The sequence below is a fragment of the Pseudomonas sp. NY15374 genome (assembly GCF_048068255.1).
In the GTDB taxonomy this organism is placed as follows: domain Bacteria; phylum Pseudomonadota; class Gammaproteobacteria; order Pseudomonadales; family Pseudomonadaceae; genus Aquipseudomonas; species Aquipseudomonas machongensis.
This window is the reverse complement of the sequence record NZ_JBLUPZ010000012.1, coordinates 148,696-165,858: the sequence shown is the minus strand read 5'-3', so window position 1 is coordinate 165,858 and position 17,163 is coordinate 148,696. Positions and strand designations below refer to the sequence as shown.

Sequence of the window (17,163 nt, the reverse complement as noted above, 5' to 3'; positions counted from 1 at the left end):
CCTGAAAGTCGGGATGAATGCCAACCGCATGCAAATGTAAATGCTTGGCAGTTGCAGCTGGCGGGGAAGACGAACGAGGCGAAAAAAACCTGAATTTATTTCGCGATTATTTCGCTGGAGCCGTCGGAGTGGGTTTTCACGGCCACCGGCAGGATGTTCGGCAGGGCCCGCAGCAGCGCATCCGGATCGTCGGTGCTGAAGGTGCTGGAAAGGCGCAGGTTGGCAACCTTGCCCGGTGCGACATACAGAGGATGGCTGCGGTAGCGCGAGACTTCACTGACCACTTCGGCAAGGGTGGCGTTATCGAACACCAGCTTGCCCTGGCGCCAGGCGGTGAGCGTGGCGGCGTTGATCGTGTAGGGCGCGGCGACCTTGCCCTGGTGGTCGATATGCGCGCCCTGCCCTGCCCCCAACTGTGCCAGCGAGCCCGCCGCGCCCTCGACCTTCACCGAGCCCTGCTCGACGGCAACCCGGGTCAGGCCGTTGTCCTGACGCACGTCGAAACGGGTACCGGTGACGGTGACGCTGCCTTGCGCGGTATCGACCACGAACGGTCGGCCGCTGTCGTGGGCGACGCTGAACATCGCCTCGCCGGCCAGCAGCCGCAGTTGCCGGCGCCCGGCGCTGAACGCAACGTCGATGCGCGTGGCACTGTTGAGCTCCAGGCGCGAGCCGTCCGGGAGCTCGAACAGGCGCCGCTCGCCCGCCTGCGTGGCGAGCACGTCGTGGTGGTTCATTTGCTGGTACTGCCAGCCGCCCAAACCCAGGCCAAGCGCAGCCAGCGCCACCCCCGCGGCCAGGGCCTGGCGCAGCAGGCGCCTGCGCGGCAGTTGGCGCACCGGCTCTGGTTCGCACAAGGCTTCGAGGCGCTCGGGAGGGATGAAATCGGCTGCACACCACAACCTGCCGAGCAGTTCGTATTCCTGCCGGTGCTCGGGGCGCTCGTCCAGCCAATGCTGCAGACGCTCGCGCAGGGCGCTGTCATCGGGCGCGTCCTGCATGCGAACAAACCAGGCGGCGGCCTGTTCGCGCGGGTTGTCGGCGCCTTGCTGATTCATCGAAAGGGTCTCCTGACTCATCTGGTAGTCACGTCCAGGTGCTCACGCAGATGTCGGAGCGTGCGAATCATATACTTTTCGACCATGTTCTTGGTCAAACCCATGCGCTCGGCGATCTCGGCCTGGGTCAAGCCTTCGAGCTTCTGCCAGATGAACACCCGCCGACAGTTGACCGGCAGTTGCGCCAGCGCTCGCTCGACCGTGTCGGCCAACTCCAGCGCGTGCATATAGGCTTCCGGGTCGCCGCCATGGCCGGTGCCTTCATCGAACAGTTCAATTTCCAGGGCCTGACGGCGGTCTTCGCGACGGAAACCATCCACCGCAATATTGCGCGCGGTCTGGTGCAGATAGGCGCGCGGCTGCTCGACCTGCTCGCGCGGATTTTCCAGCACGCGGACGAAGGCATCGTGGGCGAGATCCTCGGCCTGCTGACGACTGCGCAACTTGCGCGTCCAGGTGCCGATCAGCTCGTGATAGTGGTCGAGAAAGCCTTTGTGTCCGGACACGGTCTGGCTCGTCAGGGAGGCGGGGACAAGAAGTCGCAAATAGTAATACTTCTTATTAAAAGCGGCAAATCGGCGTGTGCCTGTTCGACCGAGGGCATTTTTTTGCCTTGGTAACAAAAAATTTATCGATGGATTCCGGCACGGATGTACCCGCTCTGCGTGGCCATAAATATGAACACCCAAATGCTTTTCGCGAACGAGCACGGCGTCGCTCAAACACCGTGACGCCTATGAAAACGGGTTCGCTGGCGAACGGGCCGACATGCTCCATTCCACAATTCTTTACGCTGGAATTGGCCTGGGGAACATCTGCCGGTCACACGAGTCGGTTATTCAAATGGCTGCTCGTCGATTGCACCGGAACACGCCGGGATTGCGGGTTGATTCTGCATTCCTCACGCCCTAAAGTGCGCGCCGAACGTCCATGCTGGAAACGATCCATCCGGCTCAAGTACTGACGACGAGACAGCAAGGCCGCCGCTTTTTACAGCGACCTTTTTGCTTTCGGCGACATGCCTTGGGAAGTAGGCGAACCAAAGTGGGGATACGGAGGACGTTCAGTTTGCAGCCACTTATCTTTTCAGTTTGCCCATGGAGTCCCTAAGCATGTCGATCCAGGTCGAAGACTATTTCGCGCGCGATACCTTCCAGAAAATGAAGGCGTTCGCCGACAAGCAGGAAACCCCGTTCGTACTCATCGACACCCAGATGATCAGCCAGGCCTACGACGACCTGCGCGCGGGCTTCGAATTCGCCAAGGTCTACTACGCAGTCAAGGCCAACCCGGCGGTCGAGATCATCGACCTGCTCAAGGATAAAGGCTCGAGCTTCGACATCGCCTCGATCTACGAGCTGGACAAGGTGCTGGGCCGTGGTGTCAGCGCCGACCGCATCAGCTACGGCAACACCATCAAGAAGTCCAAGGACATTCGCTACTTCTACGAGAAGGGCGTGCGTCTCTACGCCACCGACTCCGAAGCCGACCTGCGCAACATCGCCAAGGCCGCGCCGGGCTCGAAAGTGTACGTGCGTATCCTCACCGAAGGCTCGACCACTGCCGACTGGCCGCTGTCGCGTAAATTCGGTTGCCAGACCGACATGGCCATGGACCTTCTTATCCTGGCCCGAGACCTGGGCCTGGTGCCCTACGGCATCTCCTTCCACGTCGGTTCCCAACAGCGCGACATCAGCGTCTGGGACGCGGCCATCGCCAAGGTCAAGGTGATCTTCGAGCGCCTGAAGGAAGAAGACGGCATCGAGCTGAAGCTGATCAACATGGGCGGCGGCTTCCCGGCCAACTACATCACCCGCACCAACAGCCTGGAAACCTACGCCGAAGAGATCATCCGCTTCCTCAAGGAAGACTTCGGTGACGACCTCCCGGAAATCATCCTGGAGCCGGGCCGTTCGCTGATCGCCAACGCCGGTATCCTGGTCAGCGAAGTGGTGTTGGTGGCGCGCAAGTCGCGCACCGCGGTCGAGCGCTGGATCTACACCGACGTGGGCAAGTTCTCCGGCCTGATCGAAACCATGGACGAAGCCATCAAGTTCCCGATCTGGACCGAGAAGAAAGGTGAAGCCGAAGAAGTGGTGATCGCCGGCCCGACCTGCGACAGCGCCGATATCATGTACGAGAACTACAAGTACGGCCTGCCGCTGAACCTGGCCATTGGCGACCGCCTGTACTGGCTGTCGACCGGCGCCTACACCACCAGCTACAGCGCGGTGGAGTTCAACGGTTTCCCGCCGCTGAAGGCGTTCTACCTGTAATACCCGAACGGGGCCGCAAGGCCCCGTTCTCGTTTGTGGCGTCCTGCACTGGCCCCTTCGCGGGTACAGCGCCAGATTTCAATGTGGCGCGGTCCCTGTGGGAGCGGGTTTACCCACGAAGAGGCCAGTACAGGCGACATCATTCTTCGCGCCGCTCCAGTTCCTCGGCATAGCGCGCGGCAAAGCTCATCAGCACCGGCCCTGCGTTCTGTAACGTCACCAATGCACTGCGCAGAAAGCTCAGGTTGCCCTCCCCTCGCGCCCGCTCGAACCATGGCGCAGCCTCGGCGACCTCACCTCGCTCCACCAGCACCAGCGCCAAACTGAACATTCCGCGAAAATCCCCCGCCTCGGCCGAACGCCGATACCAGCGCACCGCCCGCACCGGGCTCGCGGTCGTGGCGATGCCCTGCTCCAGGTAACGTCCGTACAGGTTCATCGACTTGGCATGTCCCATGTGCGCCGCCTTCTCGTAGCAGAACAGCGCCTGCGCCTGGTTCACCGGCACCCCACGTCCGGTCGCCAGCAGGTTGCCCAGATTGTAGAGGCCCCACTCGGAGTCGGCATCGGCGGCCTGTGCGTAATGGATGGCCGCCTGGGTCAGGTCGATCTCCCCACCCCAGCCGTGCTCCAGGCAACGCCCCAGCATGTTGAAGGCCATGGCATTGCCAGCCTGCGCGGCAATGGCGAACCAATGCCGCGCCAAGCGTTCATCCTGTTCGATACCGTGCCCGTCGAGCAGGATCTGCCCAAGCAATGCCTGCGCCTCGACCACACCTTGCCCCGCTGCGGCAAGAATCGCCTGGGCGGCCTTGCCAGGGCTGTGCTCGAGCATGGCCTTTAGCTCGGCGACATCGATCACATCCTCGCGCCGCAACTGATACGACATGCTCAAACCTCCGCCCAGCGACGCAACAGGTTGTGGTAGGTGCCGGTCAGTTGCAGCAGCGACGGATGATCGGGCACATCGGCACCGAGCTGGCGTATGGCGTTGTCCATCTCGAACAGCAGCGTGCGCTGGCCATCGTCGCGCACCAGGCTCTGGGTCCAGAAGAACGCCGCGTAACGCTCGCCACGGGTCACCGGGTTGACCTTGTGCAGGCTGGTGCCTGGATACAGCACCATGTCGCCTGCCGCCAGCTTGACCTGCTGCACACCGTAGGTGTCCTGGATCACCAGTTCGCCGCCGTCGTAGCTGTCCGGCTCACTGAGAAACAGCGTGGACGAAAGGTCGGTGCGCACCCGCTCGGGGCTGCCCTTGGGCTGGCGCAATGCATTGTCGATGTGGAAGCCGAAGTTGCCACCCTCGCGGTAGCAATTGACCAGCGGCGGGAACACCTTGTGCGGCAACGCCGCCGACATGAACAGCGGATTGCGCCATAGCCGGTCGATCAGCGCGCTGCCGATCTCCTTGGCCAGGGCGTGGCCTTCGGGCAGTTGCAGGTTGTGCTTGGCCTTGGCCGACTGGTAGCCGGCAGTGACCTTGCCATCGGCCCAGTCGGCCTGCTCCAGCGCCTGGCGGATGCGGGAAATCTCGTCGGCGTCAAACAGGCCGGGGATGTGCAGAAGCATGCGCGGGTTACCTGGCAGAGGGCAAAGGCCCCAATGATATTGATTCCCTTTTGCGACAGGCAAGTGCCGTTTGGGCAATCCCTTTGATACAGATGGCGGGCGCAGACGCATGAACCCGGAAAAACCGTAAGGGCAAAATGTAAAGATTGTAAGTTTCTTGCGAATGGTAACGAGTCTCAATTGTTACTTACAATTGCTTACATTAACATCCGCGGCCTTCACACCTTGGGGAAGGTCAAAAACAACATGCGCCACGTACCATCCGCTGTCAGCTCTCCACGCCTGCTCACCTGCGCCATCGGCGTCGCCATCAGCGCGACCTCGGCCTATGCCGCCGACCCCGCAGCCCAGCCCGTGACGCTCGACGCCACCAGCGTCAACGGCAAGGCCGAACAGGCGAGCACCGAGTACAAGGTCGAGAAAGCCTCCTCGCAGAAATACACTGCGCCGCTGGTGGACACCCCGCGCTCGGTCACGGTAATCCCGCAGCAGGTGATCAAGGACACCAACGCCCTGAGCCTGCAGGATGCACTGCGTACCGTACCAGGTATCACCTTCGGTGCCGGCGAAGGCGGCAACCCGCAAGGCGACCGCCCCTTCATCCGCGGCTTTGACGCCCAGGGCGATACCTACCTGGACGGCGTGCGCGACACGGGTGCACAGACACGCGAGATCTTCGCCATCGAATCGGTGGAAGTGGCCAAGGGCCCGAACTCTGCGATTGGCGGGCGCGGCGCGGCAGGCGGCACCATCAACCTGGTGAGCAAGCGCGCCCACCTGGGCAACTCGCTCGACGGCGCCTGGACCTGGGGCAGTGACCAGACCCAGCGCTACACCTTCGATGGCAACTACCAGTTCAGCGACAGCGTGGCCGGGCGCCTCAACCTGATGACCCACGAGAGCAACGTCGCCGGGCGCGACAAGGTCAATTACGACCGCTGGGGCATCGCCCCGTCGCTGGCCTTCGGCCTGGGCACCCCGACCCGCGTCAACCTCGACTACTACCACCTGGAAAGCGACGACCTGCCGGATTCGGGCATCCCCTACACCGTACCGGCCGGCGGCACCGGCGCCCGTACCTCGGCCAACCCGAGCAAGCCTTACGCAGGTGGCGACCACGACAACTTCTACGGTCTGACCGGCCGCGACTTCCGCAAGTCGCGGGTAGACATCGCCACCATCGCCGTCGAACACGACCTGTCGGACTCGCTGACCATCAAGAACACCCTGCGCCACGGCAACAGCATGCAGGACTACATCCTCACCCAGCCGGACGACAGCAAGGGCAACGTCAACAACGGCAGTGTCTGGCGCCGCGCCAATACCCGCGTAGGCAATACCGCCACTACCACCAACCAGACCGACCTGTTCGGCGAGTTCTACCTGGGCGGCCTGAAGAACAGCTTCTCCACCGGCATCGAACTGAGCCGCGAAGAAAGCGAACGGTCCTCCTACAACGTCAACACCGACACCACGCCAGCCTCGCCCGGCAACGCCAGCACCAACTGCACCCCGGGCATGATCGTCTCCAGCGGTTACAACTGCACCTCGCTGAGCAACCCCAACCCGGACGACCCGTGGAACGGCGCGATCTCGCGCAACTACGCAGGCACCACCACCAACAGCAAGACCCGCGCGCTGTACGTCTTCGACACCCTCGAACTGACCCCGCAGTGGCTGCTGAACATGGGCCTGCGCTACGACCACTTCGACACCGACTACAAGACCTACACCGCAGCCGGCGCCACCACGGCCAAGGGCCGCGACAAGAGCGAGTTCCTCACCGGCCAGTTGGGCCTGGTGTGGAAACCGGCCGACAACGGCAGCATCTACGTTTCCTACGCCACCTCAGCCACGCCACCAGGCGCGATGCTCGGCGAAGGCCAGGAAGGCAACCCGCTACCGGGCACCCCGGACCGTTCGGGCAACCTGCTGTCCAGCGACCTGGAGCCTGAAGAAACCACCAACTACGAGATCGGTACCAAGTGGGACCTGCTTGACCAGCGCCTCTCCCTGGCCGCTGCGCTGTTCCGCACCGAAAAGGAAAACGCCCGCGTCCAGGTGAACACCACCACCTACGAGAACGTCGGCGAAACTCGCGTGCAGGGCATCGAGCTGTCGGCCAGCGGCAAGCTCACCGACAAGTGGCAGGTGTTCGCCGGCTACACCTACATGCAGGCACGCCAGATCGACGGTGGCCCGCTGGGCAAGGCCAACGACGGCAACCAGCTGCCGAATACGCCGAACAACAGCGCCAGCCTCTGGACCACCTACGCCATCACACCGAAGCTGACCGTTGGCGGCGGCGCCTTCTATGTGGATGACGTGTATGGCAGCGTGGCCAACACCACCATGGTCGACAGCTACGTGCGCTACGACGCCATGGCAGCGTACAAGCTGACCAAGAACGTCGATCTGCAACTGAACGTGCAGAACCTGACCAACGAGGTGTACTACGACAAGGCCTTCTCCACCCACTTCGCCAACCAGGCGGCCGGGCGTACGGCGCTGCTGACCACCAGCGTCCACTTCTGATGATGGGGCTGGGCTAGTTTGCACCGGCCTCTTCGCGGGCAAGCCCGCTCCCGCAGGGACACCACAATCCTCAAACCTGTGGAACACCTGTGGGAGCGGGCTTGCCCGCGAAGAGGCCGGTGCAGTCGAGCACTAGACAGAACGCCCCCCGCCCCGAACATTCCTGTGAGCGGGGCTTTTGCGTATCAAGGCATAATGCACGCCGCGCGGTCTGTGGCAGCAACACAAGGTGATCGATGTGGTGAAGAAGTCGCTGTTCCAATTGCACTGGTTCTTTGGCATCACCGCCGGCCTGGTGCTGGCGCTGATGGGCATCACCGGTGCGATCTGGTCGTTCCAGGAAGAACTGCTGCGCCTGTTCAACGCCGATGTGCTCAAGGTCGAGGTGCGCCAGGAGGGTGTGCTGCCGCTGCCGGAACTGGTGCGCCGCGCGGAACTGGCCCAGGGTGACAAGGTGGCGATGCTCTGGGTCGATACCCACGCCGACACTGCCGCACGCCTCTTCTTCACCCCGCCGCCCGGCGAACGCCGCGGTGAGCTGCGTTATGCCGATCCGTACACTGGCGAGCTCAAGGGTGAAGTGACGGGCCTGGGCTTCTTCAACCTCATGCTGCAGTTGCACCGCTTCCTGGCCATGGGCGATACCGGCCGGCAGATCACCGGTGCCTGCACCCTGATGCTGATCTTCTTCTGCCTCTCCGGCCTGTACCTGCGCTGGCCGCGCCGGGCCTTGAACTGGCGGGTCTGGCTGAGCTTCGACTGGGCCAAGAAAGGCCGCGCCTTCAACTGGGACCTGCACGCCGTTGCAGGGACCTGGTGCCTGCTGTTCTACCTGCTGTTTGCCCTGACTGGCCTGTTCTGGTCCTACGACTGGTACCGCGAGGGCCTGAACAAACTGCTCGCCGACAAACCCGCAGCCGGCGAGCAGCAACAGCGCGGCGCAGGTCGCGGCCGGCCCGGGCCACAAGCAGCGGATGCCAAGGCAGCGCCGCTGGTGGTCGACTACGACGCCATCTGGAGCAATCTGAAGGATGCCGCAGGCCCACGCCTTGCCAGCTATAACCTGCGCCTGCCGCCTGGCGGCGGCCAGCCGGCGACGCTGTTCTACCTGCTCGATGATTCGGCCCACGAGCGCGCCTTCAACACCGTGACGCTTGACCCCGCCACCGGCCAGATCAAACGTCACGAGCGCTACACCGACAAGTCGTTCAAAGCCCAACTGCTACAGAGCGTCTACGCCCTGCACGTGGGCAGCTATTTCGGTTTGCCGGGCAGGATCATCCTCACCATCGCCAGCCTGACCATGCCGCTGTTCTTCGTCACCGGCTGGCTGCTGTATCTCGATCGCCGCCGCAAGAAGCGCCAGGTCCGTGCCGCCCGAGGCTCGGTCGACACCGCCAACGCCAGCGGCGACAGCTGGCTGATCGGCTTCGCCAGCCAGAGTGGCCTGGCCGAGCAACTGGCCTGGCAGAGCGCAGGGCAGTTGCAGGCGGCGGGCTTGCCGGTACAGGTGCGCTCGCTCGCCGAGCTGGGCGAGGACGAGCTGCGCCAGGCCCGTCGCGCGCTGTTCGTGGTCAGCACCTTCGGTGACGGCGAGGCGCCTGACAGCGCCCGCGGCTTCGAGCGCAAGGTGCTGGGCCAGCCCTGGGCCCTGCAACACCTGAACTACGCCCTGCTCGCCCTGGGCGATCGGCAGTATCCGCATTTCTGCGGTTTCGCCCGGCGTTTGCAGGCCTGGCTGGCCGAGCGTGGCGCGACCACCGCGTTCAGCCCGATCGAAGTCGACAGTGCCGACCAGAACGCCCTGCAACAATGGCAGCAGGCCCTGGGGCAACTGACCGGCGCACGTCCGCTCGCCGCCTGGCAACCGCCCAGCTACGGCAACTGGCGCCTGGTACGACGGGAGCGCCTCAACCCCGGTAGCCAGGGCGCACCGGTGTACTTGCTGGGCCTGAGTGCCGAACACCCAAGCGTCTGGGACGCTGGCGACCTGGTCGAGGTGCTGCCCCGCCACAGCCAGGCGCGGATCGATGCCTTCCTGCAAGGGTTGGGGCTCGATGCGAATCTGCCGGTGCAACTTGAGGGTCTTGTCGAGCCGCTTGGCCAGGCGCTGGCCAGTCGCCAGTTGCCAACCAGCCGCGAGCATCTGGTCGGCCTGCACGCCCAGGCGCTGGTCAATTCGCTGATTCCACTCGGTGCCCGCGAATATTCCATCGCCTCGATCGCCAGCGACGGCGTGCTGGAGCTGATCGTGCGCCAGGAGCGTCATGCCGATGGCAGCCTCGGGCTGGGCTCCGGCTGGCTGACCGAATACCTGCCCATGGACGGCCATGCCAGTCTGCGTCTGCGCCGCAACAGCAGCTTCCACCTGCCGGCCGCCTCGGTACCGATGGTGCTGATCGGCAACGGGACTGGCCTGGCAGGCCTGCGCAGCCTGCTCAAGGCCCGGATCGCGAGTGGTGAGCAGCGCAACTGGCTGCTGTTCGGCGAACGCAACCGCGCCCACGACCTGCTCTGCGGCCGCGAGCTGCAAGGCTGGCTGGACAGCGGCGATCTGGCACGATTGGACCTGGCGTTCTCGCGAGACCAGGCGGAAAAGGTGTATGTGCAGGATGTGCTGTTGCAGCAAGGCGAAGAGCTGCGCCGCTGGATCGACGAGGGTGCCTGTGTGTATGTCTGCGGCAGCCTACAAGGGATGGCAGGCGGCGTGGATGCAGCGCTGAAGGGGCTTCTTGGTGAAGAGCTCGTCGAGCGGCTGATTGAGGACGGGCGCTTGGGGGGGTTTTGTAAAGCCCCCGCGCCGTTTGTTGGGTTATTTGCGCGGCCACCCCCGCGCCCACTGGCAACGCTGGGATCACCGTTTTCCCTGGGGCCGCGGGCTTGCCCGCGAAAAGAGCACTGCAGTTTCAATGCAGCTCGAAGGTGTCGGCATCCAGGTTCGCCGGGAACTTGGCCCGATACGCCGCCAGGTCAGCGGCGCTCAACACCGCGCTGAACACCCCGTCGGCCTCCCCCGCACTCAGCAGGCTCTCGCCCTGGAAGTCCAGCACTTGGCTGTCCCCCGAATAGGCAAAGCCTTTGCCGTCGGTCCCCACCCGATTCACCGCAGCCACGTAGCACAGGTTCTCGATCCCCCGCGCCGGCAGCAGCCGGTTCCAGTGCTGGCGCCGCGCGGCCGGCCAGTTCGCCGTGTACAGCAGCAGGTCGGTGTCCTGGGCGTCGCGGCTCCACACCGGGAAGCGCAGGTCGTAGCAGATCAGCGGGCGAACTCGCCAGCCCTTGAGCTCGAACTGCACCTGGCGCTCGCCAGGCATGTAGTGCTTGTGTTCACCTGCCATGCGGAACAGGTGGCGCTTGTCGTAATGCAGCACCTCGCCGTCCGGTCGCGCCCACAGCAGGCGATTGCGATGGCTGCCGTCGGCGGCCTGGATGATCACACTGCCGGTGATCACCGCATCGATCTTCTTTGCCTGTGCCTTGAGCCACTTGTAGGTCGGACCCTGCTCGGGCTCGGCAAGGCGTTCGGACTCCATCGAGAAGCCAGTGGTGAACATCTCCGGCAGGATCACCAGGTCAGCGCCACGGGCCTGCTCCAGCAATACCTCGAAATGCGCATGGTTGCCCTCGCGGTCATGCCAGGCCAGGGTGGTTTGCACCAGGGCGAGCTTCAGGTTCGGCAGTTGACTCAGATCGCGCATAGTTTTTCCGCCGCCTGACGCAGCGTCTCCTCACGTTTGGCAAAGCACAGGCGCACCAGGCGTTGCTCGGGGATGGGGCGCTGGTAGAACACCGACACCGGGATGGTCGCCACGCCGTGTTCGCGGGTCAGCCACAGGGCCATCTCCACATCATTGAGGTCGGGACGGATCGCCGAGTAGTCCACCAACTGGAAATAGGTACCCGCGGTGCGGGTGAAGGCAAATCGCGATGTTTGCAGCAGGTCGCAGAACAGGTCGCGCTTGGCCTGGTAGAAGCCTGGCAGTTCGTCGATATGCTCCGGGTGTTCGGCCATGAAGTCGGCCAGCGCCCATTGCAGCGGCGTCACGCCGCAGAAGTTGACGTACTGGTGGACCTTGCGCAGCTCGGCGCTCAGCGCAGGCGGTGCAATCACATAGCCGGTCTTCCAGCCGGTGACGTGGTAGGTCTTGCCGAACGAGCTGACCACGAAGGCCCTCGCATACAGCTGCGGGTGAGCCAGCACGCTGGCATGGCGTACGCCGTCGTAGACCAGGTGCTCGTAGACCTCGTCGCTCACCAGGTAGATGTCGCGCTCGGCAATCAAGGCGGCAAGCTGGTCGAGGTCTTCACGGGTGATCAGGGCGCCGCTGGGGTTGTGCGGCGAGTTGAGGATGACCATGCGCGTGCGCGGGGTCAGGGCATCGCTGAACTTCTGCCAGTCGATGCGAAAATCGCCATCACTCAGCTGCACATGCACGCAGCGACCACCGGCCAGCTCTACCGACGGCTCGTAGCTGTCGTACGACGGGTCGAAGACGATCACCTCATCGCCAGCCTGGATCACCGCCTGGATCGCACAGAAGATCGCCTCGGTGGCGCCCGGCGTGATGGTCACTTCCTGATCGGCGTCCACCTGGGCGCCATAAAGCCGGGCGATCTTCGCCGCGACCTGCTGCCGCAACACCGGCAACCCGGTCATCGGCGCGTACTGGTTGTTGCCAGCGGCCACGTGTCGGCCGACCGCATCGAGCAGCGGCTGCGGGCCATTGAAATCGGGGAAACCCTGGGACAGGTTGAGCGCGCCGGTTTGCGCGGCGAGCTGGGACATGGTGGTGAAGATGGTCGTGCCGACGTTCGGCAGTTTGCTGCGGATCATGAAGCCCTCTTTCCTGCGGGGTGGTCCGGCACGGGGTGGAGTCCGAGCATAGCGGATCGGGCAGGCAGGAAAAAGGTTGAAACATTTAAAGGCTCATTCGTGGGCAAGCCCGCTCCACAGGTCGCTCACAGATCTCAATGCCTGTGCCTTACCCAGTGGGAGCGGGCTTGCCCGCAAAGAAGCAGACGCGAGAATCAGCGCTTGTCTTTGCGCTTCTTCTCAGCCTTCTTGTGGTGCGACATCAAGCGACGCTTCTTGTTGACCTGGCGATCGGTGAGGGTGTTCTTGTTGCCCTCGTAGGGGTTTTCGCCGCCCTTGTACTCGATGCGGATCGGCGTACCGACCAGCTTCAGCACACGGCGGTAGGTGTTTTCCAGGTAGCGCGAGTAGGAACGCGGGATCTTGTCGGTCTGGTTACCGTGAATCACGATCAGCGGCGGGTTGGCGCCACCCAGGTGGGCATAGCGCAGCTTGATCCGACGACCATTGACCAGCGGCGGCTGGTGCTCGCTGATCGCATCTTCGAGGATCTGGGTCAGGCGGCTGGTCGGCCAGCGGGTGACCGCCGACTTGAACGCGGCCTGCACCGACTTGTACAGGTGGCCAACGCCAGTGCCGTGCAGGGCGGAGATGAAGTGGATATCGGCAAAGTCGACGAAGAACAGCCGGCGCTCCAGCTCGGTCTTCACGTAGTCGCGCTCGCCCGGCTCCATGCCGTCCCACTTGTTCAGTGCGATGACGATGGCACGGCCGGCGTCCAGGGCGAAGCCCAGCAGGTTCAGGTCATGGTCGACCACACCCTCGCGCGCGTCCATGACGAAGATCACCACGTTGGCGTCCTTGATCGCCTGCAGCGTCTTGACCACTGAGAACTTCTCGACTTCCTCGTGGATCTTGCCGCGTTTGCGCACCCCGGCAGTGTCGATGAAGGTGTACTTCTCGCCATCACGCTCGAACGGGATGTAGATACTGTCGCGGGTGGTGCCCGGCTGATCGTAGACCACCACGCGCTCTTCACCGAGCATGCGGTTGACCAGCGTGGACTTGCCGACGTTGGGGCGACCAATGATGGCGATCTTGATGCCATCCTTCTCGCTCGGGCCGGGGATACGCACCGCTTCCTCGCCTTCGGCGACCTCGGCATCCAGCGCTTCCTCGACCTGGTCGCGCGGGATGTGGCCAAGCACGGCTTCCATCAGCGCATTGATACCACGGCCTTGCGAGCCAGCGACCGGAATGGCGTTGCCCATACCCAGCGGCGAGAACTCGGCGCGGGCGACATCGGCATCGATGTTGTCGATCTTGTTGGCGACCAGGATCGCCTCTTTGTTCCGCTTGCGCAGGTGCTCGGCGATCATCTGGTCAGCGGCGGTCATGCCGGCGCGGGCATCGACCAGGAACAGCACATAGTCCGCTTCTTCGATGGCCATCAGCGACTGCTCGGCCATCTTCTCGTCCATGCCCACTTCGTCACCGGTGATACCGCCGGTGTCGATGAGGATGAACGAACGACCCTGCCAACTGGCATCGCCGTACTGGCGGTCACGGGTCAGGCCCGACAGGTCGCCGACGATGGCATCGCGGGTCTTGGTCAGGCGGTTGAACATGGTGGATTTGCCGACGTTCGGCCGTCCCACCAGGGCGATTACGGGAACCATGCGGCTCTCCATTCGTGAATTCTTGAAAATGCAAAGGCCGCTGCAAGGCAGCGGCCGGAGTTCGGGCGGCGCTTCCTGCGCCGCAGCCTGAAACCGATGACGGTCTCAAGCATAGCTTCAGCGGATGGTCAGTGCCTCGAGCTTGCCGCTGTTGCCATAGACATAGATGGTGTCGCCGACCACCAGGGGACGGGCGCGCAGGCCATCGCTGTCGATACGCTCACGGCCGACGAAGCGACCATCGACCTGGCTGAGCAGGTGCAGGTAACCCTCGAAGTCACCCACCGCGACATAGCTGGAGAACACTTCCGGTGCCGATAGTTGGCGACGGGCCATGGAATCGTTGGTCCACAGCGCCGAAGACGAACGCTCATCGACGCTCTCGACGGTGCCCGAAGCCTCGCTCACGTAGACGTTGCCAAAGCCCTGGGCGACACCGACGTAGCTGGAGGCATCGCGCTGCCACAGTACACGGCCGCTTTCCAGATCCAGGCCCGCGACGCGACCCTGGTAGCTGGTGACGTACAGGGTACCACCGGACAGCAGCAAGCCACCGTCGATGTCCACCACGCGGTCCAGCTCGGAACGGCCTTGCGGCACGGCCACGCGGGCCTCCCACACCGGTACGCCGTTCTGCGTGTCGACCGCAATCACCTTGCCGGTGGACAGGCCAGCCACCGCCAGGCGGTTGGTGACGATCGGCGCGCCGGTACCACGAAGAGTGAGTACCGCAGGCGAGCTCTCGTAGATCCAGCGGCGATCACCGGTGCTGAAGTCCAGGCCGATCAGACGGTCGTCCTGGGTCTGCACCACCACCACATCACCGTTGGTCGCCGGCGGAGCCAGCACTTCGCTGGTGACGCGCGAGCGCCAGCGCTCTTCACCGGTGCTGGAGTCCAGGGCGATGACTTCACCCTTCAGAGTGCCCATCATCAACAGGCCGTAACCCACGCCGACAGCGCCGGAAACCGGCACCTCCAGGTCCTTCTTCCACACCACGTCACCGTTGCTGCGGTTCAGGGCGAAGACCTTGCCGTTGACGTCGGCAGCGTAGATGCGGTCGTTCTCGATGGCCGGCACCAGGGTGTTGTACTTGTCACCCTGGCCGTCACCGATCGAACGGCTCCACTGTTTCTTGAGCACCACCTCTTCGGTGAACTTGGTCAGTTCGGCCGGGGGCAGTTCCTTCTTGCTGTTGCTGCTGCAACCCGCGGCCAGCACGGCCAGGGCGAGCACTGCTGCTTGTTTCCAACCGGTCACTTCACGCGTCCCCTTTGGCCAGGTCATCCAGCTTCAGTTGCAGGCCACCGATCGCGGCGTCGTCGGACAGCGCGGCCTTGGCTTTTTCATACGCACCGTGGGCATCGTCGGCACGGCCCAACTGGACCAGCAAGTCACCCTTGAGCTCCTCGCGGCTGGCCAGGAACGCCTTGTCGGCGTCACCGTCGAGCAGCTTGAGGGCCTCCTCGGCCTTGTCCTGGGCAGCGAGCACACGGGCCAGACGCTGGCGCGCGATCTCGCCGAGGGTGGCATCGGCCGGCTTGTCCATCACGCTCTTGAGCTCGGCGGCGGCATCGTCCAGCTTGCCGCTGTCGACCGCGACCTTGGCCACGAACAGGCTGCCGTACTGGGCATAGGCCGAACCGCCAAATTCGCTCTTGAGCTTGCCGGACAATTCGGCGACCTTGGTCGCATCCGGCTTGCCGTCAGGCGTCAGGGTAGTTTCCAGCAACGCCTGGTACAGCGCCGAAGCGCCTTGCGACTGGTTGCTCTGGTACTTGTGCCAGGCCTGCCAGCCCATCACCACCGCGGCGGCGAGCAGGGCACCGGTCAGCAGCGGCTTGCCGTTGCGGTTCCACCAGTCCTTGGCTGCGGCCAGGCCATCATCATCGGTACTCGACACCCCAATACTCCTTTTCAGCAATTCGGCTGTTTGACCGCTTCACGCCTGCGCGAGAGCAGCTTGCAGGTGCTCGGCCAGAGCATCCCAGGCAATGTTCTGTTGTTCGCCCTGGCCACGCAGGGGCTTGAAACCTACCACTTGTTGCGCCAGCTCGTCGTCCCCCAGGATCAGGGCGAACAGCGCCCCGCTCTTGTCGGCCTTCTTGAACTGGTTCTTGAAGTTGCCACCACCGGCGTTGACCGCCAGGCGCAGGCCCGGCAAGCGATCGCGCAGTTGCTCGCTGATCTTCAGGCCCGCCAGCTCCGCCTGCTCGCCGAAGGCGCACAGATAGACATCCAGCGTGCGGCTGATCGACTCGGGCACCTTGCCCAGCGTCTCGATCAGCAACAGCAGGCGCTCGATACCCATGGCGAAGCCCACGCCAGCCGTCGGCTTGCCGCCCATCTGCTCGACCAGGCCATCGTAGCGGCCACCAGCGCAGACAGTGCCCTGGGCACCGAGCTTGTCGGTCACCCACTCGAACACGGTCTTGCTGTAGTAGTCCAGGCCACGCACCAGCTTGGTGTTGATCACGAACGGGATTCCGGCAGCGTCCAGGCGGGCCTTCACGCCCTCGAAGTGCACGCGGGACTCTTCGTCCAGGTACTCTTCGAGCTTCGGAGCGCCCACCAGGGCGGCCTGGGTGCCTTCGTTCTTGCTGTCGAGGATGCGCAGCGGGTTGCTCTGCAAACGACGCTTGCTGTCGTCGTCCAGCTGATCGATACGTTCGCTGAGGAACTCGACCAGCGCGTCGCGATAGCGCGCACGGGCTTCGCTGGTGCCCAGGCTGTTGAGCTCGAGCGTGACCGCGTCCTGGATACCCAGGCGCGCCCAGAGGCGCCAGGTGAGCATGATCAGTTCGGCGTCGATGTCCGGACCGGCCAGGTTGAATACCTCGACGCCGATCTGGTGGAACTGGCGATAGCGCCCCAGTTGCGGGCGCTCGTGGCGGAACATCGGGCCGACATACCAGAGTTTCTGGACCTGGCCGTTGCCGATGATGCCGTGCTCGAGCACAGCACGCACACAGGCGGCAGTGCCTTCGGGACGCAAGGTCAGCGAGTCCTTGTTGTCCTGGAAGGTATACATCTCTTTTTCGACGATATCGGTGACTTCACCGATCGAGCGCTTGAACAGCTCGGTGAACTCGACGATCGGCGTGCGGATCTGGCTGTAGCCGTAGCCGTCCAGCAGGCCGGCCACGGTGCCTTCGAAGTAGCGCCACAGGGGCGACTGCTCGGGCAGGATGTCGTTCATGCCACGGATGGCTTGCAGCGATTTGCTCACG

Annotated in this window: 12 protein-coding genes and 1 pseudogene; 3 read left to right on the top strand and 10 right to left on the bottom strand. The window is 63.8% G+C overall.

Annotated features, from left to right (window positions below; genetic code table 11):
- Positions 1 to 95: 95 nt before the first annotated feature.
- Positions 96 to 1,058: a FecR family protein gene (locus ACNFHO_RS22950; RefSeq protein ID WP_416767442.1), complete on the bottom strand. Its 963-nt coding sequence runs from the start codon at positions 1,056 to 1,058 to the stop codon at positions 96 to 98.
- A 17-nt stretch (positions 1,059 to 1,075) separates the two neighbouring features.
- Positions 1,076 to 1,564, bottom strand: coding sequence for a sigma-70 family RNA polymerase sigma factor (locus tag ACNFHO_RS22945; RefSeq protein WP_063546058.1), 489 nt, complete (start codon positions 1,562 to 1,564; stop codon positions 1,076 to 1,078).
- 606 nt (positions 1,565 to 2,170) lie between these two features.
- On the opposite strand from ACNFHO_RS22945, the gene ACNFHO_RS22940 reads away from it, so the two are divergent.
- Complete coding sequence (locus tag ACNFHO_RS22940; RefSeq protein ID WP_054892564.1) at positions 2,171 to 3,334, top strand: type III PLP-dependent enzyme; 1,164 nt, start codon at positions 2,171 to 2,173, stop codon at positions 3,332 to 3,334.
- 139 nt (positions 3,335 to 3,473) lie between these two features.
- Here the strand turns inward: ACNFHO_RS22940 and ACNFHO_RS22935 are convergent, their stop codons facing one another.
- On the bottom strand, positions 3,474 to 4,223 hold the full coding sequence (locus ACNFHO_RS22935; RefSeq protein ID WP_054892563.1) for a tetratricopeptide repeat protein: 750 nt from the start codon (positions 4,221 to 4,223) through the stop codon (positions 3,474 to 3,476).
- 2 nt (positions 4,224 to 4,225) lie between these two features.
- Positions 4,226 to 4,906, bottom strand: a complete 681-nt coding sequence (locus tag ACNFHO_RS22930) for a Fe2+-dependent dioxygenase (protein WP_065864131.1) — start codon at positions 4,904 to 4,906, stop codon at positions 4,226 to 4,228.
- A 246-nt stretch (positions 4,907 to 5,152) separates the two neighbouring features.
- On the opposite strand from ACNFHO_RS22930, the gene ACNFHO_RS22925 reads away from it, so the two are divergent.
- Together ACNFHO_RS22925 and ACNFHO_RS22920 are read left to right on the top strand one after the other, a co-directional pair.
- The gene (locus ACNFHO_RS22925; RefSeq protein WP_063546061.1) at positions 5,153 to 7,441 is read left to right on the top strand and encodes a TonB-dependent receptor; all 2,289 of its coding nucleotides are present in this window, start codon (positions 5,153 to 5,155) and stop codon (positions 7,439 to 7,441) included.
- 238 nt (positions 7,442 to 7,679) lie between these two features.
- Positions 7,680 to 10,214 (top strand): annotated as a pseudogene (locus tag ACNFHO_RS22920) (PepSY domain-containing protein); the annotation flags it as partial.
- Positions 10,215 to 10,347: 133 nt separating this feature from the next.
- Here the strand turns inward: ACNFHO_RS22920 and ACNFHO_RS22915 are convergent.
- From ACNFHO_RS22915 to hisS, 6 genes are all read right to left on the bottom strand, one after another.
- Positions 10,348 to 11,139 (bottom strand): amidohydrolase, encoded by a 792-nt coding sequence (locus ACNFHO_RS22915; protein WP_416767438.1) that lies wholly within the window; start codon positions 11,137 to 11,139, stop codon positions 10,348 to 10,350.
- Entirely contained in the window at positions 11,127 to 12,275 is a 1,149-nt protein-coding gene (locus ACNFHO_RS22910; RefSeq protein WP_151925204.1) for a pyridoxal phosphate-dependent aminotransferase, read from the bottom strand. Before ACNFHO_RS22910 ends, ACNFHO_RS22915 begins: the two co-directional genes overlap by 13 nt.
- A 194-nt stretch (positions 12,276 to 12,469) precedes the next feature.
- Positions 12,470 to 13,933, bottom strand: a complete 1,464-nt coding sequence (gene der / locus ACNFHO_RS22905; RefSeq protein WP_054892576.1) for a ribosome biogenesis GTPase Der — start codon at positions 13,931 to 13,933, stop codon at positions 12,470 to 12,472.
- A gap of 117 nt (positions 13,934 to 14,050) precedes the next feature.
- Complete coding sequence (gene bamB, locus ACNFHO_RS22900; RefSeq protein WP_054892575.1) at positions 14,051 to 15,193, bottom strand: outer membrane protein assembly factor BamB; 1,143 nt, start codon at positions 15,191 to 15,193, stop codon at positions 14,051 to 14,053.
- Position 15,194: 1 nt separating this feature from the next.
- Positions 15,195 to 15,836: a tetratricopeptide repeat protein gene (locus tag ACNFHO_RS22895; RefSeq protein WP_054892558.1), complete on the bottom strand. Its 642-nt coding sequence runs from the start codon at positions 15,834 to 15,836 to the stop codon at positions 15,195 to 15,197.
- A 39-nt stretch (positions 15,837 to 15,875) separates the two neighbouring features.
- On the bottom strand, positions 15,876 to 17,162 hold the full coding sequence (gene hisS / locus ACNFHO_RS22890; RefSeq protein ID WP_054892557.1) for a histidine--tRNA ligase: 1,287 nt from the start codon (positions 17,160 to 17,162) through the stop codon (positions 15,876 to 15,878).
- Position 17,163 lies beyond the last annotated feature (1 nt).